This window comes from Mesorhizobium loti CJ3sym (assembly GCF_000472785.1).
GTDB lineage: Bacteria > Pseudomonadota > Alphaproteobacteria > Rhizobiales > Rhizobiaceae > Mesorhizobium > Mesorhizobium loti_E.
Genome location: NZ_AXAL01000003.1, coordinates 320,885 through 347,364, shown reverse-complemented (window position 1 = coordinate 347,364; position 26,480 = coordinate 320,885). Strand labels below are relative to the sequence as shown.

29 protein-coding genes are annotated in these 26,480 nt (G+C 63.8%); 13 read left to right on the top strand and 16 right to left on the bottom strand.

From position 1 onward, the window contains the following. Positions 1–195: transposase (locus tag A3A9_RS0108640; protein ID WP_027058433.1), on the top strand; the 195-nt coding region annotated here is incomplete at its 5' end. A 321-nt stretch (positions 196–516) separates the two neighbouring features. After that, positions 517–756, top strand: coding sequence for a hypothetical protein (locus A3A9_RS45130; RefSeq protein WP_051370812.1), 240 nt, complete (start codon positions 517–519; stop codon positions 754–756). A 59-nt stretch (positions 757–815) separates the two neighbouring features. Here A3A9_RS45130 and A3A9_RS43895 read toward each other — a convergent pair whose 3' ends face one another. From A3A9_RS43895 to A3A9_RS0108610, 3 genes are all read right to left on the bottom strand, one after another. Beyond that, positions 816–908, bottom strand: coding sequence for a putative RiPP precursor (locus A3A9_RS43895; protein WP_152536089.1), 93 nt, complete (start codon positions 906–908; stop codon positions 816–818). A 260-nt stretch (positions 909–1,168) separates the two neighbouring features. Further along, complete coding sequence (locus tag A3A9_RS0108615; RefSeq protein ID WP_027058432.1) at positions 1,169–1,441, bottom strand: hypothetical protein; 273 nt, start codon at positions 1,439–1,441, stop codon at positions 1,169–1,171. Between the two features lie 141 nt (positions 1,442–1,582). Next, on the bottom strand, positions 1,583–1,867 hold the full coding sequence (locus tag A3A9_RS0108610; protein ID WP_027058431.1) for a hypothetical protein: 285 nt from the start codon (positions 1,865–1,867) through the stop codon (positions 1,583–1,585). Here A3A9_RS0108610 and A3A9_RS0108605 point away from each other — a divergent pair. Beyond that, positions 1,860–3,506 (top strand): acetolactate synthase large subunit, encoded by a 1,647-nt coding sequence (locus tag A3A9_RS0108605; protein ID WP_027058430.1) that lies wholly within the window; start codon positions 1,860–1,862, stop codon positions 3,504–3,506. The two genes, A3A9_RS0108610 and A3A9_RS0108605, sit on opposite strands and share 8 nt — an antisense overlap. Before the next feature lie 44 nt (positions 3,507–3,550). On the opposite strand, the gene A3A9_RS0108600 is transcribed toward A3A9_RS0108605, so the two are convergent. From A3A9_RS0108600 to A3A9_RS0108565, 8 genes are all read right to left on the bottom strand, one after another. Then, positions 3,551–4,720 (bottom strand): substrate-binding protein, encoded by a 1,170-nt coding sequence (locus A3A9_RS0108600; protein ID WP_027058429.1) that lies wholly within the window; start codon positions 4,718–4,720, stop codon positions 3,551–3,553. A gap of 79 nt (positions 4,721–4,799) precedes the next feature. Further along, positions 4,800–5,501: an ABC transporter ATP-binding protein gene (locus A3A9_RS0108595; protein WP_027058428.1), complete on the bottom strand. Its 702-nt coding sequence runs from the start codon at positions 5,499–5,501 to the stop codon at positions 4,800–4,802. 2 nt (positions 5,502–5,503) lie between these two features. After that, entirely contained in the window at positions 5,504–6,208 is a 705-nt protein-coding gene (locus A3A9_RS0108590; protein ID WP_027058427.1) for an ATP-binding cassette domain-containing protein, read from the bottom strand. Then, positions 6,205–7,191 carry a branched-chain amino acid ABC transporter permease gene (locus A3A9_RS0108585; protein WP_027058426.1) on the bottom strand — a complete coding sequence of 329 codons (987 nt, stop codon included), beginning with the start codon at positions 7,189–7,191 and terminating at the stop codon, positions 6,205–6,207. Before A3A9_RS0108585 ends, A3A9_RS0108590 begins: the two co-directional genes overlap by 4 nt. After that, complete coding sequence (urtB, locus tag A3A9_RS0108580) at positions 7,188–8,045, bottom strand: urea ABC transporter permease subunit UrtB (protein ID WP_027058425.1); 858 nt, start codon at positions 8,043–8,045, stop codon at positions 7,188–7,190. Before urtB ends, A3A9_RS0108585 begins: the two co-directional genes overlap by 4 nt. A gap of 4 nt (positions 8,046–8,049) precedes the next feature. Next, positions 8,050–9,171: a class II histone deacetylase gene (locus A3A9_RS0108575; protein WP_027058424.1), complete on the bottom strand. Its 1,122-nt coding sequence runs from the start codon at positions 9,169–9,171 to the stop codon at positions 8,050–8,052. A 79-nt stretch (positions 9,172–9,250) separates the two neighbouring features. Beyond that, positions 9,251–11,968, bottom strand: a complete 2,718-nt coding sequence (locus A3A9_RS0108570; protein ID WP_027058423.1) for a LuxR C-terminal-related transcriptional regulator — start codon at positions 11,966–11,968, stop codon at positions 9,251–9,253. Beyond that, positions 11,965–12,612, bottom strand: a complete 648-nt coding sequence (locus A3A9_RS0108565; protein ID WP_027058422.1) for a GNAT family N-acetyltransferase — start codon at positions 12,610–12,612, stop codon at positions 11,965–11,967. The genes A3A9_RS0108570 and A3A9_RS0108565 overlap by 4 nt, the downstream gene beginning before the upstream one ends. Positions 12,613–12,787: 175 nt before the next feature. On the opposite strand from A3A9_RS0108565, the gene A3A9_RS0108560 reads away from it, so the two are divergent. The 4 genes from A3A9_RS0108560 to A3A9_RS0108545 are packed head-to-tail and all read left to right on the top strand — an operon-like array spanning position 12,788 to position 17,124. Then, positions 12,788–14,089: an ArgE/DapE family deacylase gene (locus A3A9_RS0108560; protein ID WP_027058421.1), complete on the top strand. Its 1,302-nt coding sequence runs from the start codon at positions 12,788–12,790 to the stop codon at positions 14,087–14,089. Next, positions 14,086–15,144, top strand: a complete 1,059-nt coding sequence (locus tag A3A9_RS0108555; RefSeq protein WP_027058420.1) for a phosphotransferase — start codon at positions 14,086–14,088, stop codon at positions 15,142–15,144. The genes A3A9_RS0108560 and A3A9_RS0108555 overlap by 4 nt, the downstream gene beginning before the upstream one ends. Beyond that, positions 15,145–16,455 (top strand): aspartate aminotransferase family protein, encoded by a 1,311-nt coding sequence (locus A3A9_RS0108550; RefSeq protein ID WP_033838418.1) that lies wholly within the window; start codon positions 15,145–15,147, stop codon positions 16,453–16,455. Between the two features lie 12 nt (positions 16,456–16,467). Continuing rightward, entirely contained in the window at positions 16,468–17,124 is a 657-nt protein-coding gene (locus tag A3A9_RS0108545; protein ID WP_027058418.1) for a GntR family transcriptional regulator, read from the top strand. A 24-nt stretch (positions 17,125–17,148) separates the two neighbouring features. On the opposite strand, the gene A3A9_RS0108540 is transcribed toward A3A9_RS0108545, so the two are convergent. Genes A3A9_RS0108540 through A3A9_RS0108520 form a run of 5 tightly spaced genes read right to left on the bottom strand, consistent with a single transcriptional unit; the run spans position 17,149 to position 21,881 of the window. Further along, the gene (locus A3A9_RS0108540; protein ID WP_027058417.1) at positions 17,149–18,453 is read right to left on the bottom strand and encodes an NAD(P)/FAD-dependent oxidoreductase; all 1,305 of its coding nucleotides are present in this window, start codon (positions 18,451–18,453) and stop codon (positions 17,149–17,151) included. Then, on the bottom strand, positions 18,450–19,433 hold the full coding sequence (locus A3A9_RS0108535) for a branched-chain amino acid ABC transporter permease (protein ID WP_027058416.1): 984 nt from the start codon (positions 19,431–19,433) through the stop codon (positions 18,450–18,452). Before A3A9_RS0108535 ends, A3A9_RS0108540 begins: the two co-directional genes overlap by 4 nt. Continuing rightward, the gene (locus A3A9_RS0108530; RefSeq protein WP_027058415.1) at positions 19,430–20,338 is read right to left on the bottom strand and encodes a branched-chain amino acid ABC transporter permease; all 909 of its coding nucleotides are present in this window, start codon (positions 20,336–20,338) and stop codon (positions 19,430–19,432) included. Before A3A9_RS0108530 ends, A3A9_RS0108535 begins: the two co-directional genes overlap by 4 nt. Beyond that, on the bottom strand, positions 20,335–21,084 hold the full coding sequence (locus A3A9_RS0108525) for an ABC transporter ATP-binding protein (protein ID WP_027058414.1): 750 nt from the start codon (positions 21,082–21,084) through the stop codon (positions 20,335–20,337). Before A3A9_RS0108525 ends, A3A9_RS0108530 begins: the two co-directional genes overlap by 4 nt. After that, positions 21,081–21,881 (bottom strand): ABC transporter ATP-binding protein, encoded by an 801-nt coding sequence (locus A3A9_RS0108520; RefSeq protein ID WP_027058413.1) that lies wholly within the window; start codon positions 21,879–21,881, stop codon positions 21,081–21,083. The genes A3A9_RS0108525 and A3A9_RS0108520 overlap by 4 nt, the downstream gene beginning before the upstream one ends. Positions 21,882–22,005: 124 nt before the next feature. On the opposite strand from A3A9_RS0108520, the gene A3A9_RS0108515 reads away from it, so the two are divergent. Genes A3A9_RS0108515 through A3A9_RS0108490 form a run of 6 tightly spaced genes read left to right on the top strand, consistent with a single transcriptional unit; the run spans position 22,006 to position 26,357 of the window. Beyond that, positions 22,006–22,737, top strand: coding sequence for a GntR family transcriptional regulator (locus A3A9_RS0108515; RefSeq protein WP_027058412.1), 732 nt, complete (start codon positions 22,006–22,008; stop codon positions 22,735–22,737). After that, positions 22,734–23,231, top strand: coding sequence for a DUF3830 family protein (locus A3A9_RS0108510; protein ID WP_027058411.1), 498 nt, complete (start codon positions 22,734–22,736; stop codon positions 23,229–23,231). Before A3A9_RS0108515 ends, A3A9_RS0108510 begins: the two co-directional genes overlap by 4 nt. Beyond that, the gene (locus tag A3A9_RS0108505; protein ID WP_027034005.1) at positions 23,224–23,577 is read left to right on the top strand and encodes a TIGR04076 family protein; all 354 of its coding nucleotides are present in this window, start codon (positions 23,224–23,226) and stop codon (positions 23,575–23,577) included. Before A3A9_RS0108510 ends, A3A9_RS0108505 begins: the two co-directional genes overlap by 8 nt. Beyond that, on the top strand, positions 23,574–24,629 hold the full coding sequence (locus A3A9_RS0108500; protein WP_027058410.1) for an aldo/keto reductase: 1,056 nt from the start codon (positions 23,574–23,576) through the stop codon (positions 24,627–24,629). Before A3A9_RS0108505 ends, A3A9_RS0108500 begins: the two co-directional genes overlap by 4 nt. Then, positions 24,626–25,048 (top strand): hypothetical protein, encoded by a 423-nt coding sequence (locus A3A9_RS0108495; protein ID WP_027058409.1) that lies wholly within the window; start codon positions 24,626–24,628, stop codon positions 25,046–25,048. The genes A3A9_RS0108500 and A3A9_RS0108495 overlap by 4 nt, the downstream gene beginning before the upstream one ends. A 49-nt stretch (positions 25,049–25,097) precedes the next feature. Then, complete coding sequence (locus tag A3A9_RS0108490) at positions 25,098–26,357, top strand: ABC transporter substrate-binding protein (protein WP_027058408.1); 1,260 nt, start codon at positions 25,098–25,100, stop codon at positions 26,355–26,357. Positions 26,358–26,480 lie beyond the last annotated feature (123 nt).

The following is a 26,480-nucleotide window of genomic DNA, read 5'->3' as shown; positions in this document are numbered from 1 at the left end:
GCCTGTATCCCGTCCAAAGCCAACCGCAATCTGCCGATCCCGCACGACACCTTGCTCTACAAAAGCCGCCATAAGATCGAGAACATGTTTGGCAGGCTCAAGGACTGGCGGCGCATCCACACACGCTATGACCGCTGCGCCCACACCTTCATGTCCGCGATCTGCATCGCTGCAACCGTAATCTTCTGGCTCTGATCAATGAGTCCTGAGCCTAGCTATGTCTAGCTGAGTAGAACGATAACGAACATCAATACCGTGGCCACGTCAGCCGCGATATGGATGCCGTAAGTGATGTAGTCCATCACTTGCCTCCGCGCTTACTAGCCCGGAGCATCCGAAAATTCGAACACGCATAACATCAGCTCCAAAGCCGGTGCCTGCGTAGAAGTTTGGCGAGTTCCCTACGGTTCAAACTCCCCCTTATGCGCAGCTTCGGTGCCGCCACCGTCGCTCGTCCCTTTATCGCCAACTTTGAAATAGGTACCGAAAATCCATTTTTCCCTGATCGACGGCGGCATGATCGTGACGGCGCATTGCCGGAACATTAGCTGTGGTCACAAGCAGGAGCTTGACCTCGTGCGCCTGGGCGAAACGCACGGCCCTGATACGCCGGCCATGCGTGACGATCTGCTGCCTCGGATGAAGTGCGGCGAATGCGAGAGCCGAAACGTCGATCTGATCTACACGCCAAATTATGCGCACGCCGATGCCAGGCGGTTGGGCAACGAGTACGCCAAGGCGAAGGGAGATCGCTAACAAAAAAAAGCCCGCCGACATCCGCCAGCAGGCCTGTGATCATCGCAGCCTTGGAGGTGTTACACCGCGCCTTTTGATATGGTGGTCGCCGCCACGACGGACGACAGGCGCTCGCGCTTCACCAAAACCGGCTTCTCATAGATTTTTTTCATAGTCGCCTCAGGGCTTAATCGGTGCGGACGGACCCGCTACGACAGTCGAAAGACGATCCTTCTTCACTAAGACTGGCTTTTCGTATGTCTTCTTCATGTGGAAGCCCCGTTTGCCTATGCGATGCAGCTTGCATGCCCTTGCGGAAGGCCGTTGTCAAGTTGAGGTTGATAAGCCGCCTCATTTCACGATGAAATGATTCTATCTCCGCAATTGGTGGGTTTGTGGCGGAGGGCTTGAGGGGCAGGGTTGTTTTGCCCCATCAATACTTCGCCTGGCGCTGAAAGCCTTCCTCCCGATCCGGCTCATGGGCTGGCCCTATACGGTTCGATCCGTCATCGAGAAGTCTGATCTCAACCACGTCATCTAATCTGTCCAGTCTTTCAAAGATCGCAGAGATCGGCTGGTCGGCAGTGAACGTGTAAGACCGCTCTTCGATGAAGCTGCGCCACAACGGCCTGCCGTCCTGCTGGCTATCACCATCTGGCTCTCGACGGAGGGTCTTGGCGACGACGACATAGCGCTTCTGGCTCATCAAGAATGGCTCCGCTTTGATTGATCGGACAGGGTATCACGGCGGCGGGCTCTGTCGAGGCATGCGAGTAGGTACGACGTGCCCACGGATGGCCACGAAGCGCTAGTGAAATTCGCGCCTGAAATGGTTGCGTTCGTTAAGCTAATATCGCCCGCGGATAAAGCGCATCAAATTGGGAGGGAGTCTGCTACCGGCGGTCTCAAACTGGGTATCGAGCAAATGAACCAAGGGTCCCCTCATCTCGTCCAATTGCACAAGAATATCGCTTTTGGCGATGCCTGCCGATGCGCTGGCGGCCGCCTTGCCGAAACTGATGGCATGATCGCCAACAGAGCAGGCTTGCGCTCTTTGCGGCGTCGCCTTCCCTTGCCATATGAAGGTGGCTGACGGAATGTGCGCGTTGCAGGAGAGACGGTTGATGACCAAGGGTTCGGATCTGTTCGTGGCGGCCCTCGAAAACGAGGGGGTCGACCGGATCTTCGGCATTCCGGGCGAGGAAAATCTCGACATCGTCGAATCCATCCGCTGCTCGTCGATCCAGCTGATCCTGACCCGCCACGAGCAGGCGGCGGCCTTCATGGCCGCCACCTATGGCAGGCTTACCGGTAAGGCAGGCGTGTGCATCACCACGCTTGGCCCCGGCGCGCTCAATCTGACCACTGGCTCGGCCTATGCGCTGCTCGGCGCCATGCCGATGATCATGATCACTGGCCAGAAGGGCATCCTGTCATCGCGGCAGGCGCGCTTCCAGATCGTCGATATCGTCGCGGCGATGAAGCCGCTGACCAAGCTGTCGCGCCAGATCGTCTCGCCCAAGATGATCCCCTCGCTGGTGCGCGAAGCCTTCCGCGTTGCCCAGGAGGAACGTCCCGGCCCCGTGCACCTCGAACTGCCGGAAGACATTGCGGCGGCGGAGTGCGAGCCGGTAGCGCTAGTGCCGACCCATCCGGTCGACCTGCCGCTGGCCAGCCCGGGCGCGCTTGATCGCGGCGCCCGTATGATCCTGGAAGCCAAGCGTCCGCTGTTGATGTTCGGCGCGGCGGCGTCGCGGCCGCGCGTGACCCCCGATGTCGCGCAGTTCGTGCTGCGCACCCAAATTCCCTATTTCACCACGCAGATGGGCAAGGGCACCGTGCCCGGCGGCACCGAGCTCTATATGGGGACAGCGGCGCTCTCGGAGCGCGACTATGTGCATGAGGCCATCGAGCAGGCCGATCTGATCATCACCATCGGCCATGACACGGTCGAGAAACCGCCCTTCATCATGGGTGCCAATGGGCCGAAGGTCATCCATGTCGGTTACCAAACGGCTGACGTCGAGCAGGTCTATTTCCCGCAGGCCGAGATCGTCGGCGACCTCGGCCCTTCGCTGGCGCTGCTGGCCGACCGCATCGAGGGCAAGATCCCCAACGCGCAGGCCTTGCTGCCGCTCAGGGAAAGCATTTTGAGCCGGATCGCAGCGCGCGCCACCGAAGACCGCTTCACGCCACAGCGCATCGTGCATGACGTTCGCGCCATCATGCCGGCGGACGGGATCCTCGCCCTCGACAACGGCATGTACAAGATCTGGTTCGCGCGCAACTACCGCACGCGCATGGCAAACACGCTGCTGCTGGACAATGCGCTGGCCACCATGGGCGCCGGCCTGCCCTCGGCGATGATGGCGGCGCTGCTCTATCCCAATCGCCGTGTCATGGCCATCTGCGGCGACGGCGGCTTCATGATGAACAGCCAGGAACTGGAAACCGCCGTCCGGCTCAAGCTCAACCTCGTCGTGCTGCTGCTGGAAGACCATGCCTATGGTATGATCCGCTGGAAGCAGGCGGTCGATGCGTTCCCGGATTTCGGCATGACCTTCGGCAATCCCGATTTCGTCAAATACGCCGAAGCGTATGGCGCCAGGGGGACTAGGGTCGCGGAGATTGCCGACCTGCGACCGGCGCTGGAAAAGGCCTTCACCGGTGGTGGCGTGCATCTCGTCGTCGTGCCCATCGACTATTCCGAAAACACCAGGGTGCTTGTCGACGAACTGCGCGAGCGGCTGCCTGCGCCGCGGACGCCCTGACGGCAGCGGCAAAGCCGCCGTCAGGATTGGTTGGGTGCGAGGGCCTACAGCTTGCAGTAGGGCGTGACCGGCGCGATGGTGCCGAAATCCTTGACAATCTCGTAGCTGATGCCGTCCGCCGCTGCCTTGCCGACATAGGAATGGCAAAGCGTGTGGTTGTTGGAGGCATCGACGCGGATCTTGCCTTGCGGCGCGTCGAACTCGATCGTCGGCAGTGCCTTAAGCACGTCATCGTCCTTCAGCGATCCGGCCTTCTCGGCGGCCAGCGCATAGAGATGCAGGCCGTTATAGCCAGCTTCACCGATGCCGTTGACCATCTTCTCCTGGCCGAATTTTTCGCGGAAGCTCGAAATGAACTTCTTGTTGACCGGATTGTCGAGCGCCATCCAGTAAGGCTGCGGCGCGTAAGTGCCGGCCGCCACGCCGGGCGGCAGCGCGTCCTTGTTGAAGACCTCGTCGAGCGGCGCGATCAGGGACTGCTTGATGTCGAAAGAGCGATACTGCTTGAGCTGGGTGACGGCGTCGTTGCCGACCACCATCGACCACACGACATCAGGCTTGAGCGACTTGATCTTCTGGAAGGCCGGGCCGAAATCCGTGGTGCCGAACGGATAGTAGTCGGCGCCGATGATCTTGCCGCCGGCCTTCTCATAGGCCGCGGTGATCGCCTCGGTCATCTTCTGCGGCCAGGCATAGTCGGAGGCCATGACGTAGATGGTCTTGCCGAGATTCTCGGCCACCCACGGCATCATCGGGTCGACCTGCTGCATCGGGATCGGGCCGGTGGCGACGAAGTAGCGGTTGCATTCGCCGCCCTCGAAATTGGTCGGGTAGAAGAACAGCTTCTTGGCCTTCGAGGTCACCGAAAGCGTAGCACTTCGCTCGGGCGAAATGATCGTGCCCATGACGACGTCGACCTTGTCTTCGTTGATGAGCTTGCGCGCCTTGTCGATGGCGCCCTTGGTCGTGGTCTGGTTGTCCTCGATGAACAGTTCTACCTGGCGGCCGCCAATGCCGTTGGCGGCGTTGAGCTCGGCGGCGGCGAGCTTGTAGCAATTGAGCAGCGTCTCGCCGAGGATCGCCTGCAGCCCGGTGATCGGGATCGACAGGCCGACCTTCACGGTGTCGGCGGCGCGCAGGATCGACGGCGCGCCGACCATGGCGAAGGCAGCGGCAGCGCCGCCGGATTTCAGAATCGTTCTTCTGCTTATCATTGTTATGTTCCCTTCCAGTCCAGGCGCGCCCCATGCACGCCTTACAAAGTCAACAGGTCCAGGCGCGTTTAGGCGCGCTCTATAGGGCCAACAGGTCCTTCAGCAGGCTCTCGTCGGCGAACGCCTCCGGCGTGCCTTCGTGCACGATCCTGCCCTTCTCCATCACCAGGCAGCGGTCCGCCGCCTTGAGGACGAGGTCGAGATTCTGCTCGACCAGAACGATTGCGATGCCGCGCTCGCGAGCGATGCGCGGCACCAGCTCGGCGATCGACTGCACGATGTTCGGCTGGATGCCTTCCGAGGGCTCGTCGAGCAGCAGCACCGACGGCAAGCCGCAGAGCGCGCGGCCGATCGCCAGCATCTGCTGCTGGCCGCCCGAAAGCGTGCCGGCGATTTGTGCCTCGCGTTCGCGCAGGATCGGGAAATAGCCGAAGATGTCGTCAGGAATGCCGCCGGCGCGGCGATCCTGGGCGGCACGCGTGCCGACCTCCAGGTTCTGCCGCACGGTCAGCTGGTTGAAGATGCCGCGCCCCTGCGGCACATGCGCGATGCCCGCCCGCGCCCGGCGGAAGGCCGCCGCGTTGGTCAGGTCCTGGTCGCCCAGAACCACCGCGCCTCCGCTCGCCTTCAAGGCTCCGGCGATGACGCGCAGCAGCGTCGTCTTGCCGGCGCCGTTGCGGCCGAGCAGGCCGACGACTTCGCCTGGTGCCACGCCGAGGTCGATACCGTTCAACACCGGGAGCACGCCGTAGCCGGCCGAGATCGCAAGCGTCCGCAGCATGGTCAGCGCCTCCCCAGATAGACGTCGCGGACCATTTCGTCGGTCTCGATCTCATGGAAAGGCCCACTGCGCAGCCGGCGCCCCTGATGCAGCACCAGCGTCTCGCAGTTCAGCGCCCGCACGAAGCGGATGTCGTGCTCGACCGCGACGATCGAGAACTCGCCCTTGAGCCGCAGCAGCATCTCGGCTGTCGCCAGCGTCTCCTGCGGGGTCATGCCGGCGGTCGGCTCGTCGAGAAGCAGCAGCCGAGGCTCGATCGCCAGCGCCATCCCGATCTCCAGCCATTGCTTCTGGCCATGCGCGAGTTCGCCGGCCAGCGTGCCGGCACGATCGGTGAGCGCCACGAGTTCCAGCAACTCACTGAGCGGGCGCTCCGGCGAGGGCACGCCCCATCGCGCCACCTTCAGATTGTCTTCCACCGAAAGGCTCGGAAAGACCGATGGGATCTGGAATTTGCGCGCGATGCCAAGCCGGGCGATGCGATGCAGCGGCAGGCCGGCTATGTCATGGCCAAGGAAGCGCACGCTGCCGCTGGTCGGGCGAAGCGTGCCGGTCAACACGTTGAGGAAGGTGCTTTTGCCGGCACCATTCGGCCCGATGATGCAGCAGAGCTCCTTGTCGCGCACGGTCAGGTTCAAGCCTTCCAGCGCTTGCAGACCGCCGAAGCGGATGCCGACATTTTCAGCCTGGAGCAGCACATCGCTCATTGCGCGCGCCTCCGGCCTTTGAACAGGCTCTTCAACCGCGCATAGATCGAAAGGATGCCGTCCGGCAGCACGAAGACGATGATGACGAAGACGCAGCCGAGCAGCAGCGGCCACAGGCTCGGGTTGAAGCTTGAGATCATCTGCTGCGCACGCTGGATGAAGATCGCGCCCAGCACCGGACCGAGCAGCGTGCCGCGCCCGCCGACCGCCACCCAGACGATGACTTCGGTCGACAGAAGCAGCCCGGAGAGATCGGGCGCGACCAGCCCGGCCATGCAGACATAGAGCGCGCCGGCAAGGCCGGCGATGGCCGCCGACAGAACGAAGGTGACGAGCAGCCGCAGCGGTGCATTGTGGCCGAGCGCTGCCGCCCGCACTTCATTGTCCTGGATGGCGGTCAGCACCGTGCCCCAGCGACCACGGCTGATCGACCACAGCGCCAGCACGACTACCGCGACGATCGTCGCCACGAAGACGTAGGAGGGCAGGTCCTGGCTGAGATCAATATGTATCTCGCCAACATCGAATTCGATCGGCGGGATGCCGATCAGGCCGCTGTCGCCGCCGGTGACCGAGCTCCAGGAGACCGCGGCCTGCTGGCAGATGACGCCCATCGCCAGCGTGACGATGGTGAAATAACTGCCGCGGATGCCGCCGAAGAACAGGAAGTAGCCGATGATGGCCGCGACGAAAGCCGCACCCGTTACCGCGCCCATGATGCCGAGAACGCTGCCGAAGGGGATGGCGTCGTTGAGCGTGATCAGCGCCATGATGTAGCCGCCAATGCCGAAGAAGGCGGCGTGGCCGAAACACAGGATGCCGGTGCGGCCCCAGAAGAAGTCGAGGCTTGCAGCAAACAGGCCGAAGATCAGCGCGTCGCGAATGACAGTCAGTTGGTAGCCGTCGGCGAAGAGCGGATAGAGAACCGCGAGTGCTGCGCAGACAGCGAAGATCAGCAGCCAGTTGCGGTCGCGGGCGATCATCGCGACGCTCCGTTGAACAGGCCGTTGGGCCGCAGACGGACAGCAACGATGGCCGCGAGCAGCACGATCGCCTGCGCTAGAGATGGCGAGATCTGGTAGTTGAGAACGCTGGTCAGCCCGCCGACGAAGACACTGCCGGCGACAAGCCCGCCGATCGAGCCGACACCGCCGACAATGACGACGAAGAATGCATTGGCGAGATAGTTCACCCCCATCTGCGGCAGCACGATCGCCAGCGGCGCGACCAGCCCGCCGGCAAGCCCGGCGATGGCCGCGCCGAAGGTGAAGGCGATGGCGTAGGTGCGCCGCGTGTTGATGCCGACGCCCTCGGCCATCTCACGGTTCTGGATCACGGTGCGGATGTCGAGCCCGAACGATGTCCGGCTGATCAGCAGCACGACGCCAAGCAAGGTCAGCATGGCGATGGCGATGAGAATTAGCCGGTAGGCCGGATAGACGGTGAAGAACAGGTCGAACGTGCCCTCGATCGGCGGCGTCACCGGCTTGGCGCCGATGCCGAAGATCAGTTCCAGCCCTTGCTGGAGGATCAGGCTGACGCCCCAGGTGGCGAGCACGGTCGAGACCGGCCGCGAATAGAGATGGCGGATGATGGCGAATTCCAGGAAGCAGCCGACCACCGCGCCGGCGATGGGCGCGGCGGCCAGCCCCAGCCAGAACGAGCCGCCGATACTCTGGACGAAATAGACCGCGAAGGCGCCGACGGTGACGAATTCGCCATGCGCCAGATTGGTCACGTTCATCAGGCCGAAGCTGATCGCCAGCCCGAGCCCGACCAGCATCAGGATGCTGATCAGCGTCAGCGCGTTGAGGAGCGTGGTGATCAGAAAATCCATCGCGTCAGGCAGCACTTGCGAGGCGTTGGTGCAGGCCGGCGAGCAGGGCTTCGGCCGCGTCGATCACGGCGGCCTGATGCGGCTGCAGATCCTGCCCGGCCCATTCGTCGATATGATCCGATAGCGGGTCGATCACTTCGGTGCGGTGATTGGCCAGCGTCTCGATCACGGCGTGGCCGCAGAACGGCACATAGCCTTCGGAGTAACCGCCCTCATGGCTCATCATCAGGCGCCCGTTCGACGTCTCGGCGGCCAGCGCCACCATGCGCGCGGCAAGGCGCCGGAAGCATTCGCTGTTGAGCATCATGCGGCCGAGCGGATCGAAGCCCGACGCATCGAAGCCGGAAGCGACGATGACGAGGTCCGGCCTGTAGGCGCGCAGGGTCGGCGCGACGACGCGGTCGAAGGTCGCCTCATAGGCGCCCGTGCCGCTGCCGGCGGGCAGCGGGATGTTGATGTTGTAGCCTTCGCCTTCGCCCTTGCCATTGTCGGCCAGCGCGCCGCGTCCGGTCGGATAGAGATTGTCCTGATGCAGGGAAATGGTCAGCACCGACGGGTCGGAATAAAACACCGTCTCGGTGCCGTTGCCGTGGTGAACATCCCAGTCGACTATCGCCGCGCGCCCGAGCAAGCCCTCATGCTGCAGCCGGCGCACCGACACGCCAATATTGGAGAACAGGCAGTTGCCCATCGCCTGGTCGGGCTCGGCATGGTGTCCTGGTGGTCGCGCCAGCGCATAGGCGTTGTCAACGCGGCCGGTCAGCACCGCGCGCATCGCCGCATAGGTGGTGCCGGCGGACAACAGCGCGATGTCGAAGCTGTTGAGCCCGATCGGCGCCTGCGGCCCGGCGAAACCGGAACCGCGCTCACTCAGCATGCGGATATCATCGACGTGGCGTTGTGTGTGCACGCGCAGCAGGTCCTCCACGGTCACCGGTTCGGGAATGATTGGCACCAGATGGCGTGACAAGCCGCTGACCTGGATGAGGTTGTTGAGCCGGCGCTTCGATCCAGGTGATTCCAGGTGTCGTCCGGGTTCCACGAAACGGCCGGGAGGCATCATGTCGGCGCTGGAGCCGGTGTCATGCCACATCAGCTGTTCGTGAAAAACGTAACCTGTAGCCATAAGCTAGCGTCCCCTGAAATCCAGACGACGCTAGCAGGCTAACAATCCTATGGCCCGCCCCGAAAGGAGGGCTGTGCAGTTATCTATGCCCCTCCTTTTGGGGGGGACGGAGGTTCGTGGCGGCCTGCGCGGCGCGCACGGCCTGGACGCGGTTCGACACCGAAAGCTTGCCGAAAATGTTCTTCAAATGCCATTTCACCGTCGTTTCGCTGACCGACAGCGCAACCGCGATATCCCTGTTGGACATGCCCTCCGACAAGCAGCGCAGCAGTTCCGATTCGCGCTGGGTGAGCTGTTCCTTCTCGGCTATCGCTGCCGCCGGCTTGCGCGTCGCCACGGGCATGGTCTGCGCGGCATCGATGATGCGCGTTGCATAGGCCGACAGGGCGGGGTCGGTCTTTGCCTGCGCCGCCCGCAGCCGCATCAACGCTTCGACAACAGGCCTGCCCTCGTCGACGAAGGAGCGGATGAAGCCGGAGGGATGGGCAAGACGCAGCGCTTCGAGGAGATGGCGGTCGGCCTCGCGCTGGTCATGGCCGGCAGTCTTGGCGCGCAGGATCAGCGCCAGTATGTGGCGGCGCATGCGACCGCTGTTTTTCGTTCGCTCCAGCAACGTGTCAAAAATCGCCGACGCCGCTGCATAGGACTTCTCCGCCGTCAGCAGCCGGCCTTCGGCGAAGAACTCGAATTCGTTGGCCACAGTAGGGGCCGTCTCAGCGCTTTCGCGGCGATGCTCGCTCAGCAATGCGCGTGCCTCGGCGACGCGGTTCTGGTCGAGCAGCAGCCGGATGCGGTCATGCACCAGCACCGAAGCGAGGCGGCGATAGACGGAGCCGCGCACACGTTGGTAGACGCGCTCCAGCATGTCGAGTGCGGCGTCGCCGCGACCGGTCAGTTGCAGCACGCGGGCATAGGTCGGCACGCTGGCCAGGGGATAGACGATGACTGCGGCGCCCTCGATCAGCGGTCCCAGATTCTCGACCAGCGTCAGCGCCTCGCCGGATGCGTTGGTCTCGTAGGCGAGTTCGGCCAGCAGCGTTCCCGCGAGCGCCTCGGCATAGGAGTTCGCGCCGATCCGCGTCCGCGCCTCGATGATCGCGTTGCGCAACAGCCGTTCGGCGGCGGGCAGGCGGCCTGCCGAGCGCTCGATGACGGCCATGTAGCAATTGGCGATGGTGACGCCGAGCAGGCTGCCGCTTCGCTCATGTGCCTTGCGCGCCGCGTCCGCCGCCGCACGCGCCCCTTCGAGGTCGCCCAGCGCATAGAGATTGTAGCCAATGACATTGGCCGTCGCGCCTTCCATGAACCAGGCATCGGGCGCGATGATGCGCAGCGCGGCCAATGCGGTGTCGCGTGCGGCCTCGAACTGTTCCAGCGTGCTGTGAACGGCGGCATCTAGGACGGCGATTTCGGCCTCGATCGTGGTGCCGGTCAGCGTGCCCGGATCCTTGCCGTCGGCCGGCCCCGTCTCGACCAGCTTGCGCGCATTGGCAAGCGTCTGCTGGGCAATATCGGGCTGACTTGAGTGCACCGCCAGCCACAGCACGACCAGTTGCAGTCGGATGCGCTGGTCGACCAGTTTCCGGGGCAGCAACGCCAGCAACTGGCGCACATAAAGCAGCTGGCACTGGGCTATAAGTTCAAGCGCGTTGTTTTCGACGAACACCGCCGCGCGGGCCTGGTCGCCGGCGGCGAGCGCATGGCCGATCGCCTCTGTCAGCATCTTGCGTTCGCCGAACCATTCGGCGGCGGCCAGGTGCAGCGGTGCGATCATCTCAGGTTCGCGCCGTTCCATTTCGCGGCTGAGGAAGTCGTGAAACAGATGATGATAGCGGAACCAGCGCCGCTCCTCGTCGAGCGGCACCAGGAACAGGTTGCGGGTCTCGATGTCGGTGATATCGGCCTCGGCATCCGCCGCGCGCAAGACTGTCCGGCAGGCTTCGGCGCTGAACCGCTCGAAGATCGAACTGTGGAGCAGGAATTTCGCCAGGGCCGGCGGCAGCCCCAGAAACACTTCGCCCATCAGGAAATCGGCGACGTTGCGGTTGGCGCCGGTGAAATTGCCGATGACGGTTTCCGGTGCGTGCGCGGCACTGAGCGACAGCGAGGCGAGTTGCAGGCCGGCGGCCCAGCCTTCGGTCCGCGAACACAACGTTTCCACTGTGCCGCTGCTGACGCTCAAGCCAAGCTTGTCGTTGAAGAAGGCTTCGGCTTCGGATGAGGCGAAGCGCAGATCGTCGGGACCGATTTCGAAAACGTCGCCAAGCACCCTGAGCTTGCCGAGCTGCAGGTCGGGCAGGTTGCGCGAGCCGATGACGAAGGCGACGTTGGCCGGCGCATGCCGCGTCAGGCGCTCCATGAACCGCTTCACCGCCGGTGCCTCGATGGCGTGGTAGTCGTCGAAGAACAAGGTGATGTCGGCGTCGCGCGCTGCAAGACCCGCCGCGAGTGCCGCGAGCACCACATCGAGCTGCGGGATAGGGCTCGACTGGAAGGCGAGGTCGAGTTCGGCCGGGTTCTGGACGAGATGGCGCAGTGCGCCCACCAGATGCGACAGGAAGGCGCCTTCGTCATTGTCCGTCGCTTCGCAAGACAGCCATGCGGTCAGCCGGCCAAGCCGCGCGACTTCCGTGGCCCACTGCGCCATCGTCGTCGACTTGCCGAAGCCGGCGGGAGCCGCAAACAGCACGATACGCGTGTCGACATGCCGCTCCAGCCTTGACAGGATATTCTCGCGCCGTACCCACCGACGATGGTGGGGCGATGCCTGGCTGGGGGGTTGCGATGACGGTCTCATCTGGCGCCGGGCACCCATTCCGTTTCGATCAACGGGATTTGCGGGGCCGCGTCGCGTGGCAAGGTTCCCTTGACCCGGGGATCGTCGGTGATCTCGAAACCGGCCGCGAAGGGTTCAAACCCGCAAGCTCTGTAGAAACCGATGACGCTGTGATGATCAAAGCTGCTGGTGTGCAGCCAGATGCGGCCGGGGCCGAGGCGCCATGCCTGATCGAGCGCACCAGCCATCAGCCGCTTGCCGAGGCCTCGGCCGGTCAGGGAGGGGAAGAGGCCAAAATAGGTGATCTCGATCTCGTTGTTGTTAGCCACCGAGAATTCTACCATCCCGACATGGTCGCCGCTCTCATCATGGCCGTAATAGAGATGCTGGCGAGGGTCGGCGCAATGCGCTGATATTTCGGCATCCGACATTTCGGCGGCGCGATCCCAGAGCCAGGGCGCGCCGATCTCGAGGAAGATCGCGCGGTAGGCGGCACTGTCGGGCCTGGTGATCCGGGTCATTGTCAGGGGCTGCGCGAGGTCAGGCACCGGCGCACGCGCTTCCATCCACGTCACCGCATTGATGATCTTACCGGCCGGCACGCGCCGGTAACCGGACGCGAGATCGGTGACTTCATCCGGCAATGTACCTTCGGTGACCAGCATCTGTCCTCGATCTCTGCCGCGCGGCCTCGCCGGCATGGTGGAAGCTGATGCCAACTCTGCGCCCGCCTGCCAAGAGCTTCCCCCGTTGGGCCATGATTTTGGGGCGCCTGTCTCTTGAATTTCCGGGAAATGGCATATGAGATATGATACACCATTCGCGAAGAAGCGGAATATCATGCCTGAGCGAATTGCCGACGAAGCTATTTTAAACGCGGTCGATGACGGCTTCGCGCGGCAAGTCGCATTCATTGCGGATCTCGTGCGCTTTCCCTCCCAGCGCGGCGAGGAACACGCCGCGCAATCCTTCATGGCCGCTGCCTATCAGGCTGATGGCTATGCGGTCGACATGTGGCGCGTCGATGTCGATGCGATCCGCGACCTGCCGGGGTTTTCACCCGTGGCGGTTTCCTACGACGACGCCTTCAACGTCGTCGCCACCCACACGCCGCGAAACGCGACCGGCCGCTCGCTGATCCTAAACGGCCATATCGACGTAGTGCCAACGGGACCGATCAATCGCTGGGTACGCGATCCCTACGATCCGGCGATCGAGGATGGCTGGATGCATGGCCGCGGCGCCGGCGACATGAAGGCCGGTCTGTCGGCTTGTCTTTACGCGCTGGCTGCCTTGCGCGGCCTCGGCTATCAGCCGGCCGCGAATGTTTACCTCCAGTCGGTGGTCGAGGAGGAATGCACGGGCAATGGCGCGCTCGCTTGCCTGCAGCGCGGCTATCGCGCCGACGCCGCCTTCATTCCCGAACCGCTGGAGCCGCGATTGATGCGGGCACAGGTCGGGCCGATCTGGTTCAGGGTCGAGGTCGACGGCGATCCGCAGCATGCGTCCGGCGCTTTCTCGGCCGGCGCCAATGCCATCGAAAAGGCCTTCGTCATCATCCAGGCGTTGAAGCAGCTCGAAATCGTCTGGAACGCGCGCAAGGTGGACGACAAGCATTTCTGCAATCATCCGCACCCGATCCGCTTCAACCTCGGCAAGATCGAAGGCGGCGAATGGACATCGAGCGTTCCGGCGCGCTGCGTCTTCGAAATGCGGGTCGCGACCTATCCCGGCCAGAAGCTCGAAGATGCCAGGGCCGAGCTTGAAGCTTGCATTGCCGATGCCGCCCGCGCCGATCCGTTCCTCGCCAATCGCCCACCCAAAGTGAGCTACAACGGCTTCATGGCCGAGGGATACGTGCTGGAGGGTGCCGACGAGATGGAAGCCGTGCTGCGGCGCAGCCATACCGCCGTGTGGGGGGAGCCGCTGACGGAACACGTCACCTCGGCGACGACGGACGCGCGTTTCTTCGGCCTCTATGCCGACACGCCGGCCATCGTATACGGCCCGATCTGCCGCATGCCGCATGGCTATGACGAGGCCGTCGATCTCGATTCCGTGCGCAAGGTCACGCAGACCATAGCGCTGTTCATCGCCGACTGGTGCGGCCTTGAGCCCATCGATCCGGAGATGAGCTCATGAATACAGCCGTGACGGACGCTTTTGGCGAAACGCTTGCCGAGGACGCGCCTGACGTTTCGATCGCCGACGCCTTGGCCATCTTGCGGCGGCACTACGGCCTCACCGGCAGCGCGCGCCCGCTGCCGGGCGAACGCGACCACAATTTCCACATTCAGGCCGAAGGCGAGGGCGAGTTCGTCCTCAAAATTTCCCACCCGGCGGAAGAAGCCGGCTTCACCGATTTCCAGAACAAGGCGCTGGACCACATCCTCGCCGTCGAACCGACCTTGCCGGTCCCTTCGGTGCGCAAGAGCTTGGAAGGCGAAGCGCAATTCGCGGTCAGCGTCGGTGGATCGGCGCCGCGCATCATCCGTCTGGTCAACTATCTGCCCGGCCAGTTGCTGGCGCGATCTCCGACCTCAGCAGCACAGGATCGCAATCTCGGCATCTTTCTCGCCCGGCTTGGCCGGGCACTGCGCGGCTTCTTCCATCCGGCGGCCGGCAGCGACCTGCTCTGGGATATCCGCAAGGTCGCCAAGACACGGCCGATGCTGGCTGATATCGCCGATGCCGGCCACCGGGCCATGGTCGAGCGCGTCATGGATGCTTTCGAGCAGCATGCTGCGCCGGTCATCCCGACCCTGCGCGCCCAGATCGTCCACAACGACATGAATTCCTACAATGTGGTGATGGACGCCTCGCGGCCGGAGGTCGTGACCGGCATCCTCGATTTCGGCGACATGATCCATTCGCCGCTGATCTGCGATCTCGCCATCGGCGCCGTCTACCGCTGGCCGGCGGAGGGACATCCACTGGCATCGGCCGCGCGCTTCGTCGCTGGCTATCAATCGGTGCAGCCGCTGGAGGCCGAAGAGATCGGCATTCTTTTCGATCTGATCCGTGCCCGCCTTGCGCTCATCGCCAACATCGCCAGCTGGCAGGCGGAACGGTTCCCGGCCAAGCGCGACTATGTCTTGCGCCTCATCACCGAGGTATGGGCGTCGCTCGAACGGCTGGATGGGCTGTCGTCCGATGAGGCCCGCCGCTATTTTCTCGACCATTCCAATCCGGAGTAGATGCTCGTGTCCCAGTCCTCGCCATATCCTGCAAATGCCCACTCGACGACGTCAGAGCAAGCCCTGCTCGAGCGCCGCGCCAGGCTGCTCGGGCCGACCTACCGCGCCTTCTACCGCAACCCGATCCATCTGGTGCGCGGCAGCGGTGTCTGGCTCTACGATGCGCAGGGACGCAGATTCCTCGACGCCTACAACAATGTCGCTTCGGTGGGGCACTGCCATCCGCGTGTCGTCGAGGCATTGTCGGGGCAAGCCGCCACGCTCAACACGCACACGCGCTACTTGAGCGAGATCATCCTCGATTACGCGGAAAGACTGCTCGGCACCGTTCCGGCCCATCTCGGCCACGCCATGTTCACCTGCACCGGCAGCGAGGCCAACGACCTTGCTATCCGCATCGCCCAGCATTCGAGCGGCGGTACCGGCGTCATCATCACCGACTTCGCCTATCACGGCGCCACGATCGCAACCGCGCAGTTGTCGCCGGCCGCGGTCGGGGCAAAGGGCGTGCCTGCGCATCATCGAACCGTGGCAGCGCCGGACACGTTCCGCGATCATGGCCGCGCCGCGCATGATTTCGCCGGAAATGTCGCCGCCGCCATCGAGGACATGCGCGCACAAAACATCCGTCCCGCCGCGCTTTTGCTCGACTCGGCCTTTTCAAGCGACGGCATTTTCTTTCCCGACGCGGCTGTGATGCGCGAGGCGGCGGATCACGTCAGGAAGGCCGGCGGCATCGTCATCGCCGACGAGGTCCAGTCCGGTTTCGGCCGGCTTGGCCAGGGCATGTGGGGTTTTGCCAATTATGGCATCGAGCCCGACATCGTCACCATGGGCAAGCCGATCGGCGATGGGCATCCGATGGGGGCGGTGCTCGTGCGGCCGCAACTCGTTTCATCCTTCGGCTCGAACACCGGCTACTTCAACACATTCGGCGGCAATCCGGTCGCGGCCGCTGTCGGCATCGCCGTGCTCGAGGTGATCGAAGGCGAAGGGCTGATCGAGAACGCGCGCAATGTCGGCGCCTACACCGGCGAACTTTTGGACGCGCTGAAGACCCGGCACGGCATGGTCGGTGACGTCAGGCAGAACGGCCTCTATTTCGGCGTCGAACTGACGGCGGAAGGCAACGACGGCTTGGCCGCCACCAAAACATCGGCGATTGTCGAAGCCATGCGCGAGGATGGCGTGCTGATCTCGTCCTGCGGTCCGCGCGGCAATGTCCTCAAGATCAGGCCGCCGCTGCCCTTTGCCAGGGACAATGCCGAGCAACTGGCCGAAACGCTCGATCGCGCTTTGTCGAACTGGTGATCGGGACCGCGCATGCTGAAGCTCGAACATCAAACCCTGAACGACCGCGCCTATGGCGCGCTCAAGCAGGAATTGATTTCAGGCGGTTTCAGCCCGGGCCAGACACTGGTCATTCGCAAGCTTGCCGAGACCTTCGGCATCTCGACGACGCCGATCCGAGAGGCGCTGCAAAGGCTGGTCGCCGAGCGGCTGCTGGAGATGCAGAACAACCGCTCTGTTATCGTGCCTTTGCTGTCGGCCGCCGCCTTCGAGGAGCTGACCCATATCCGCATCGCCGTCGAAGGGCTGGCGGGTGAGATGGCCGCGTCGCGGATGAGTGAAAGCGGGCTGGTCGACATCCAGGCGATGCTGGTCGGCATGCAGCACGCCATAGAGGCCGGCGACGCCCGGGCCTACCTTACGCTGAACGAGGCCTTCCACTTTGCCATCTACCAGCATGCCGGCGCACCGATCGTTTTGAACATGATCCGCGATCTCTGGGGACGGGTCGGTCCTTATCTCAAGCTTTTGATGCAGGCCAACCGTTACATTCCGCAATCGAATGACGCACATCGCAGGATTGTTGCCGCGCTGGAGCAGCGCAATGGCCCTGCGGTCCGGGCCTCCCTTGAACAGGACATCGCCGTGGCAGCCGCGATTCTCGCTGAAAATCTCCGCACGGCCGACTGATCCGCGCGGCGAGACGCGACCGCCCTATCTGGCCTCGTCCAGCCGGTCGCGCAGCATGCTCCAGCCGAGCAGCATGTTGGGCGCATGCCGCAGCAAAGCGTGGAAGGGGATCGGCGCCGGCAGCCCGAACGGCAGCGGCAAATCACGCGCCTCGGTCCCTCCAGCCCAGTCGCCCAGCACCTTGCCCATCGCCGTCGTCATGGCAATGCCGCGCCCATTGCAGGCGCGGCCGGCGATCAGTCCAGGCCCAAGGTCCAGAACGTGCGGCAGGAAATCTGGTTCGACCGCGGCCATCCCCGACCAGCTGTAAGCAAGCTGCGGCAAGGCAGGCAGGTCGAGATGCCGGGCGAGCCGTCGCCAGATTGTTTGCGGCACGCGCGTATCGGCACCGGCGCCAAGAATATGCATGCCGCCGCTGATCAGCCGGTTGTCGGCATCGAAGCGGAAGGTGAAGAGATTGCGCCTGGTGTCGCCGGCGCCTTGCCCGCCGGGGAGCAGCCGCGTGCGGATCTCGCGCGGCAGCGGCTCGGTCGCGATCTGGAAGACCTTCAGGGGAATATAGGTTCGCTGCAGCAGCGGATTGAGCGACCCGCTATAGGCGTTGGTGGCGATCAGCACCTTGCCGGCACGCATCGAGCCTGAGGGCGTTTTCAGCGTCCAGCCATCGGCCACACGATCGACGGAGGTGACCGGTGTGCGCTCGAAAATCTCAGCGCCAGCCTTCTCCGCCGCATCGGCCAGCCCGTGCGCGTAGGCGACCGGATTGAGTACGCCACCCGAACGATCCATCCAACCGCCGACATAGCCGCGAACGCCCGTCAGCCCTTCGATTTCCTGCCGGTCCAAAACAACGGCTGGCCGGCCGCGCCGCACCCATTGTCCGGCCCGCGATTTGACCTTCTCGAATGCGGCAGGCGAATGCGCCGGCTGGATCCATCCATTCTGCAGCGCGTCGCAGTCGATGCCGTGCCGGCTGATCAAGCCGAAGACCAGATCGGCGCTGCCGGCGGCGAAATCGATCAGTCTCTCGCCGCGCTCCGGTCCGAGATGCGCAAGGATGCCGTCCGGGTCCATCTTGGCGAAGTTCGGCACGACGAAACCAGCATTCCGGCCGGTCGCTCCCCAGGCGATGATTTCCGCTTCGAGAACGACGACGCGAAGCCCTCTCTCGGCAGCGTGCAGGGCAGTTGAAAGACCGGAGAAGCCGCCGCCGACAATCGCAAGGTCCGCGTCGAGCTGGCCATGCAATGCCGGCCGGTTGCGGCGGTTGCGGCTGACGGCATGCCAGAGTGACGCGCCGTGCGCCTCCTGCCGGATCTCAGCGGTCATGAGCCGGAACTGCTCTTGGCCGCGACTGGCTTCGTCCGCTTACCCGGGCGCTGCCGCCTTGGCCTGTCGCCGAACAGCCCGTTCGGACGGATCAGCAAGATGACGCAGAGCATGACGCCGATGGCGACGATCTGCAGCGAGGCGGCGCGCGCCTGCTGCTCGGGCGCAAACAGCACACTGGTCAGCGTGCCCGATCCGGCCCATATGCCCCACACCAGAATGCTGCCGACGACGGCACCGAGATTGCTCCCCGAGCCGCCGACGATCAGCATCACCCAGACCTGAAAGGTTAGGATCGGCAGATAATTGTCGGGTGCGATAAAGCCGGTGAAATGCGCTTGCAGCGCGCCGGCCAGCGCCATGATGGCGCCACCGACAGCAAAGGCCTGGACACGGTAGAAACGCGCGCTCTTGCCGAGCGAGATCGCGGCCCGCTCATCCTCGCGCAATGCTTTCAAGACGCGGCCCCATGGGCTGCGTGACAGATGCTCCAAAGCGAGATAGGCGATCAGCGTGACAGCCGAGACGACGGCAAGGTTGGACAGGTTGAACAGCAGCGGCGTCTCGGCCAGGCTGCCGAAGGGGCGCGGGATGAAGCCGATGCCGAACGGTCCGCCGGTCAATTTCTGCGCGTTGAGCGCGACCAGTTGCACGACGACGGCGACGCCGAATGTGGTTATCGCCAGATAGTCGGATCTGAGCCGCAGCGTGGCCATGCCGGTCAGCGCTGCGGCAATGCCGCCGACGACCATGGCGCCAAGCCAGCCGACAAGGACCGGTAGGCCGAAACCGCCAAGTCTGGCGGCATCATCCGGTGTCGTCAGCAGGGCCGATGTATAGGCGCCGATGGCGACGAAGCCGGCGAGGCCGACATTGAACAGGCCGGTCAGCCCCCACTGCAGATTGAGCCCAAGCGTGACCAGGGAAAAGATCAGCGCGGTGGTCAGAAAGAAGGCGCCGTAGCCGAGCAGGTCCATCAGCGTTCCCTCACACCAAAAAGGCCCATCGGCCGCACGAACAGCACCGCCATCAGGATGATGAAGGAGACGGCGGCGCGCCATTCGGCGCCGATCAGCTGCACCGCGCCAGCTTCGGCGAGGCCAATGATCAGGCCGCCGAGCACCGCACCCGGTATGCTGCCGATGCCGCCGAGGATGGCGGCGGCAAACATCGGCAACAGCATGTCGAAGCCCATGAACGGGCGGATCTGCACCAGGATGCCGATCATTACGCCGGCGACGCAGGCCAGTGCCCCGCCGATGATCCAGGTGACGCGTATCACGGAGGCAACGTCGATGCCGGCGATGCGGGCCAGTGCCGCGTTCTGGCTCAAGGCCTGCATGGAACGGCCGGTCTGCGTGCGCGTCATCAACAGATGCACGCCAAGCACGAGCACGGCTGTCAGCAGCAGAAGCGCGATCTGGTCCGGCGTGATGCGAATGCCGAAGCCGACCGGCATGGCGATCTGGATCGCCCGGCTGAAATAGGTCGGCCGTGAGGTGAAGGTGAATTCGAGCAGGCTACGCAGCGCCATCGAGGCGCCGAAACTCGCCATCACCACGATGATGGCTTGCCCCTGCGAGCGCAGCCGCGAAAACAGCACCTTGTCGAGCAGCAGTGCGAGCAAGGCGGTGAAGGCCATGCCGGTTACCAGCGCAACCAGCAGCGGCCAGCCGAAAGACAGCGGGCCAATGGGCGCCACCTTGCCGAACACCGCGCCGATGGCGCTGACCACGGTGAGCGTCGCGTAGGTGCCCCAGGCCATGAAGTCGCCATGGGCAAAATTGGAGAAGCGCAGGATCGAGTAGGTCAGTGTCACGCCAATGGCGCCGAGGCCGATCATCGAGCCGGTCAGCAGGCCGTCGACGACAAATTGCAGGCTCATGCCGCACCTCCTTTGCCGGCGCGGGAAGGGCGTTGACCGAGATAGAGTTCGGCGACCACCGGATCGTTCCACAGTTCGGAAGCGACACCCTCGTGCCGGTCCTTGCCCTCGACCAGCACATAGGCGCGGTCGCCGATGGCCAGTGCCGCCTTGGCGTTCTGTTCGACCAGGAGGATGGTGACGCCAGATTTGCGGATGCCGGCCAGCATCTCGAACACCATCGACACGAATTTCGGCGACAGGCCGGCCGACGGTTCGTCCAGCACCAGCACCTTGGGATGAACGATCAGCGCCCGCGCGACGGCAAGCATCTGGCGTTGTCCGCCCGACAGATTGCCGGCGGCGGTGCGGCGCTGGCGCACGAGGTCGGGGAAGGCCGCATACATTTCCTCGATGCGGGCGGGAATCTCGCGCCGCTCGAGGATGCCGCAGGCAACCTTGAGATTGTCCTCGACCGACATCAGCGGAAAGATGTTTTCCGTCTGCGGCACGAAGGCGAGCCCAAGTCGCACCATGGTGTGGGCGGGCGCGGCGGTGATGTCCTTGCCATCCAGGAACACCGTGCCACCGGTGATCGGGACGAGGCCGGCGATCGCCTTGATGAAGCTCGACTTGCCGGCGCCGTTGGGGCCGAGCACGACGACGATCTCGCCCTTGCTGACCGTGATCGAGGCACCGCGCACGATCGGCACGCCAGGCTCATAACCGGCTTCGAGGTCGCGCACGTCGAGGACGGTCTCGCTCATGCAGCGCCTCCGAGATAGGCCTCGATGACGCGCGGGTCGCGGGCGACCTCTTCCGCCGTGCCTTCGCTGAGCAATTGGCCGCTCGCCATGACGAGAACGCGGTGGCAGAGCCGCGTCACCATGTCGATATTGTGCTCGATCAAGAGGAAGGTGATGCCGCGCGCGTTGATGTCGCGGATACGGTCGATGATGACTTCGAGCAGCGTCGCGTTGACGCCGGCCGCCGGCTCGTCGAGCAGGATGATCGCTGGGTCCGCCATCATGACGCGGGCAAGCTCGAGCAGCTTGCGCTGGCCGCCGGAAAGCACGCGCGCTGGCTCTTCCGCGAGGTGGGTGAGGGTGACGAGTTCCAGAAGGTCGAGCGCCTTTGCCCTGGCCACTTTTTCCTGCGCCGCCACCCGCCACGGCGTGACGAAATTGGCGAGCAATTTTTCGCCGGCCTGGCCCTGTGCCGCCAGCATGATGTTTTCGATCAGCGTCAGATTGGGCAGCGGGCGCGGGATCTGGAAGGTGCGGCCAAGGCCGCGACCGATGCGCAGATGCGCGGCTTCTCCGGAGACGCGCGTGCCGTTGAGAAAGATATCGCCACTGGTCGGCAAAATGCTGCCGGCGAGCAGGTCGAACATGGTCGTCTTGCCGGCGCCATTGGGTCCGATCAGGCCGAGGATTTCGCCCGCTTTGACGTCAAACGAGACGTCATTGACGGCGACAAGGCCGCCGAACCGCCTGACGACATTCTTTGCCGTCAGAACCGGCGCACGGGTCTCCTTACCCTGCCGTTCAGCTGCCTCGCTCATCAAACCCTCTGGCCGAAGACGGTCGTCGCCGCCTCCTGATTTTTGATTTGTGATCACACTTGCTTTGATCACGCTATTCGGCTTTAATTTCATCCGCAAGCCGAAAACGGGGCAAAAGCCGGGAATGCAGAAGGCTGCCATCGAAAAGAACAACGAAACGATCGCAGCCCAGCTTACGCCGGTCGGCCGCGAGACCGTACAGGATCGCGTCTATTCCGAATTGCGCCGGGCCCTGATCGGCGGCCTGTTCGAGCCGAACCAGATGCTGACTATCCGCGGCTTGGCCGATGCGCTGGTCACCTCGACCATGCCGGTGCGCGAAGCACTCGGCCGGCTGATCACGGAAAAGGCGCTGGAGGCGCTGCCCAACCGCTCGGTGCGCGTGCCGCCGATCACGCTGGAGCGTATCGACGATCTTTTGCGCGCCCGTTCACTCATCGAAGGCGAAGCGATTGCGCTTGCCGCCACGCGAATGAGCCCGCGCCAGATCGCTTCGATCGAAGCCATGCTCGGCGAGTGGGATGAGATGCGGGCGCTGAAGCACAAGAAGGATATCGACCGCGAAGCGACACTCAACCAGAGCTTCCATTTCGAGATCTACCGCTGCTGCGGGTCGGCCGTGCTGATCCCGATGATCGAGAGCCTGTGGCTGCAATCGGGACCTTGCATCCGCGTCGCCATCTACGCCTTTTCCGAAGCCGGCGAGGTCGACACCGCGCACTATCACCGCAGCATCGTCGCGGCTCTCGCTAAGCAGGATGCGCAAGCGGCGCGCGAAGCGCTGGTGGCCGATATCAGCCGGCCCTTTGCTTTCCTGCGCGACAAGCTGCAATCGGCTGGGAAAGACCCGACATGACCAAGCCAGCCATCAGGATCACCGAGCCACGCTCGAAGCTTTCCGTGACAGCCCTGCTGCGGCCCGAGAAGGCGCCGGAAAACGCGGCGTTTCTCCAGGCGTATCTCGCCACGCCACGCGTCGTTCCGGGCATTCATGCGATGTGGACAGGCCCGGAAATTTCTTGTCCGGTTCCATCGGCTGATCTCGAGGGCCAGGCCTATGCCAAGCCCTTGCCGGCGGAGAACGCGACATTGACGCCGCAGCCGGGTGACATCGTGCTGTCCTACGTGCCGCCGCGTATGTGGGGCGGCAATCCTACCGCCATCTTCGATATCGGTCTCTATTACGGGCAGGGGGCGCGCTTGCTGTTTCCGATCGGTTGGCTGGCCGGTAGCGTCGTGGCGCAGGTGCGGGCCGATCAGCGCGACCAGTTCGCCGCCGCATGCGGGATCATCCGCCGCAACGGCGCCTGCGACATCACTTTCAGCCTGGTGGAGGCCTCGAATGGCTGACGACAGTTTCGATCTTTTCGATCTTCGCGTCGAGGCGGTTATCCCCGAGGGCAAGCCCATCTATTGCGGCGCCAAATCAGGCGACTATTTCGAACTCAAGGGCGAGATGCTGTCGATGCCGGCGGGGCAGAGTTTTTCGATCTATTCGCTGGCCTCCGTATTGCCGTTTCTCGCGGCAAAGCAGCGCCCGACCGACCGCAATGACTGGATGACCTCGGACGCCGAGATCGCCTGTCCCGATCCCAATTGCGCCAGCCGGCTCCGCATCGTCAGGCTGGCCAAGCGGCGGTTCAGCCATGCCGAAACCACGGCCGTGCCGCTGCCGAAGGAGAACGACCAGACATGAGCGCCAAGACCTTCGAACTCGGTCCCGGCTATGTGATCTCGCGCGTCATTCGCGGCGGCTGGCAACTGGCAGGTGGGCACGGCGCCATCGATCGCGGCCAAGCGGTGGCCGACCTGATCGCCACCTTCGATGCCGGCATCTGGACCTATGATTGCGCCGATATCTATACTGGTGTCGAGGAACTGATCGGCGCCGCGCGCCTGCGGCTGGCCAGCGAGCGCGGTCTCGATGTCGCCGCCAGGATGAAGGTGCACACCAAGCTGGTGCCCGACCTCGAACGGCTCGCCGGCATCAGCCGCGACTATATCAGGGGCATCGTCGACCAGTCGCTGCGGCGGCTGAAGACCGAGCGGATCGACCTGGTGCAGTTCCACTGGTGGGATTATGACCAGCATCGCTATGTCGAGGCGATGGGCTGGCTCAACGAGCTTCGGCAGGAAGGCAAAGTGCGCAATCTCGGCACCACCAATTTCGACACGCCGCGGCTCGCCGAAATCCTCGCCGCCGGCATTCCGCTGGTCAGTCAGCAGCTGCAATATTCGGTGCTCGACCAGCGGCCCGCAAACAGCCTTGCCGCGCTCGCAAAGCAGAATGGCGTCAGCTTCCTCTGCTATGGTTCAGTGGCCGGCGGCTTCCTCAGCGACAAATGGCTTGGCTCGGCCGAACCTGCCACGCCGCTCGAAAACCGCTCGCTGGTCAAATACAAGCTGATCATCGATGATTTCGGCGGCTGGGACCTGTTCCAGGAACTGCTCAGGGCATTGAAAGCCGTTGGTGACCGCCACGGTGCCGACATCGCCACCATCGCCAGCGCCTGGGTACTCGAACAGCCGCGGGTGGCCGCCGTCATCGTCGGTGCGCGTAACCAGTCCCATGCGCTGGCCAATGCGAAGATCATGGATGTCGCACTCGACGCTGACGACCGCGCGCGCATTGCCGCCGTCATCGCGCAAGGCGCCGGGCTCGAGGGCGATGTCTACACGCTGGAGCGAGACCGCCATGGCCGCCACGGCTCGATCATGCATTACAACCTCAACGCGGGGAAGAAATGAGCGGCGAGCTGTTTTCGCGTGCCAGCGCCGAGGTCATCGACCTGCATCGCTTCTTCGTCGACTGGTTTGTCCCCGCGCGTGCCGACACGGTGGATTTCGACCGTTTCGAGCATGTCATGGGCGAAGGCCTCGGCATGGTCACGCCGGACGGCCAGGTGCTGGATCGCTCCGCAGTCGTCGACCATGTCCGCACAAGCCGGGCCTCCTGCGATGACGGCTTTACCATCTCGATCGAGGACATCCGCCCCGGTTGGCAAAGCGCCGACACGATCGTCGTCTTCTACGTCGAGGCACAGCTGCGCGGCGGCAAGCACAGCCGCCGCCAGTCGAGTGCTGTCTTCACCACCAGTTCATCGGCGCCCAACGGCGTCGAATGGCGACATCTGCATGAAACCTGGCTGCAGATGCCGGAACGCTGAGCAGGCTCCAGAGATCAAATTAGAGTCGAGTAACGAAAGGGGAACAACAATGACAAAGACGATACTCCAACTCACCACAGCGCTTGCCCTCGTCACGATGGCCGGTGCGGCGCAGGCCGCCGATTGCAAGATCACCGTCGGCCTCGTCATGGAACTGACCGGTCCGGCCGGCGAATACGGCCAGGCCGGCGCCAAGTCGGTCGAGATGGCCTTCCGCGACATCAACGCCGCTGGCGGCGTGCGCGGCTGCGATCTGGCGACCGATACGCGCGACAGCCAGAGCCAGGGCAACATCGCCGTCGATGCCGCGACCCAGCTGGTTCAGGTCAAGAAAGTGCCGGTGATCATCGGCGGCATCATCTCCTCGGTCTCGATCCCGATCCTGACCTCGGTCACCGCCCCGGCCAAAATCGTCCAGGTCTCGCCGGCCTCTTCGTCGCCGACACTGACCGCGCTTGGCCGCGACGGCAAGACCAACGGCATCTTCTTCCGCACCATCACCTCCGATGCCCTGCAGGGCGTCGCCGCCGCCAAATATGCAATCGACAAGGGCTTCAAGAAGTTGTCGATCATTCACGTCAACAATGATTTCGGCGTCAATATGGTGGCCGAATTCTCGCGCGCCTATAAAGCGCTCGGCGGCACCATTGTCTCCGACACGCCCTACAATGAAAAGCAGTCGAGCTATGCCTCCGAAGTCACGGCGGCGATGGCAGGCGAACCGGATGGCCTGTATCTCGTCAGCACGCCGGTCGACGGCGCAACCGTTGCCCGCACCTGGATTTCGCAGGGCGGCGTGCAGAAATTCCTGCTCAATGACGGCATGAACAGCCCTGATTTCATCGAGTCCGTCGGCGCCGATTATCTGAAAGAAGCCTACGGCACCTCGTCGGGCACCAGTCCGACCGCCTCGACCGACTACTTCATGAAGAACTACAAGGAATTCTCCGGCATCGAGCCGTCCAATCCGGCAGCTGACCGTTCCTATGATGCCGGTGCGATTGTTGGTCTGGCCATCGCCATTGCCGGCTCCGAGGATCCGGCCAAGATCAAGGATGCGATGTATAAGGCGGTCGATCCGGCCGGCACGCCGATCTTTGCCGGCAAGGACGAGTTCGCCAAGGCGCTCGGCCTGATCAAGGACGGCAAGCCGATCCGCTATGAAGGCGTCATCGGCCCGGTCGCCTTCGACAAATATGGCGACATCACCGGTCCGTTCCGGCTGTGGAAGATCGTCGACGGCAAGGTGACGACCGACGGTGAGATGACCACCGACGACGTCAACGCGCTGCAGACCAAGCTTCAGTAGACTGACACAGCGCGTCCGGCGTCGATCGCGTCGCATCGCGATTGATGCCGGCATCGCCTGGGGCAGGCCGATATCGCTTGCACGGCAGGCGATCCCGAATAGGATCGGCCGGCTGCAATGGGA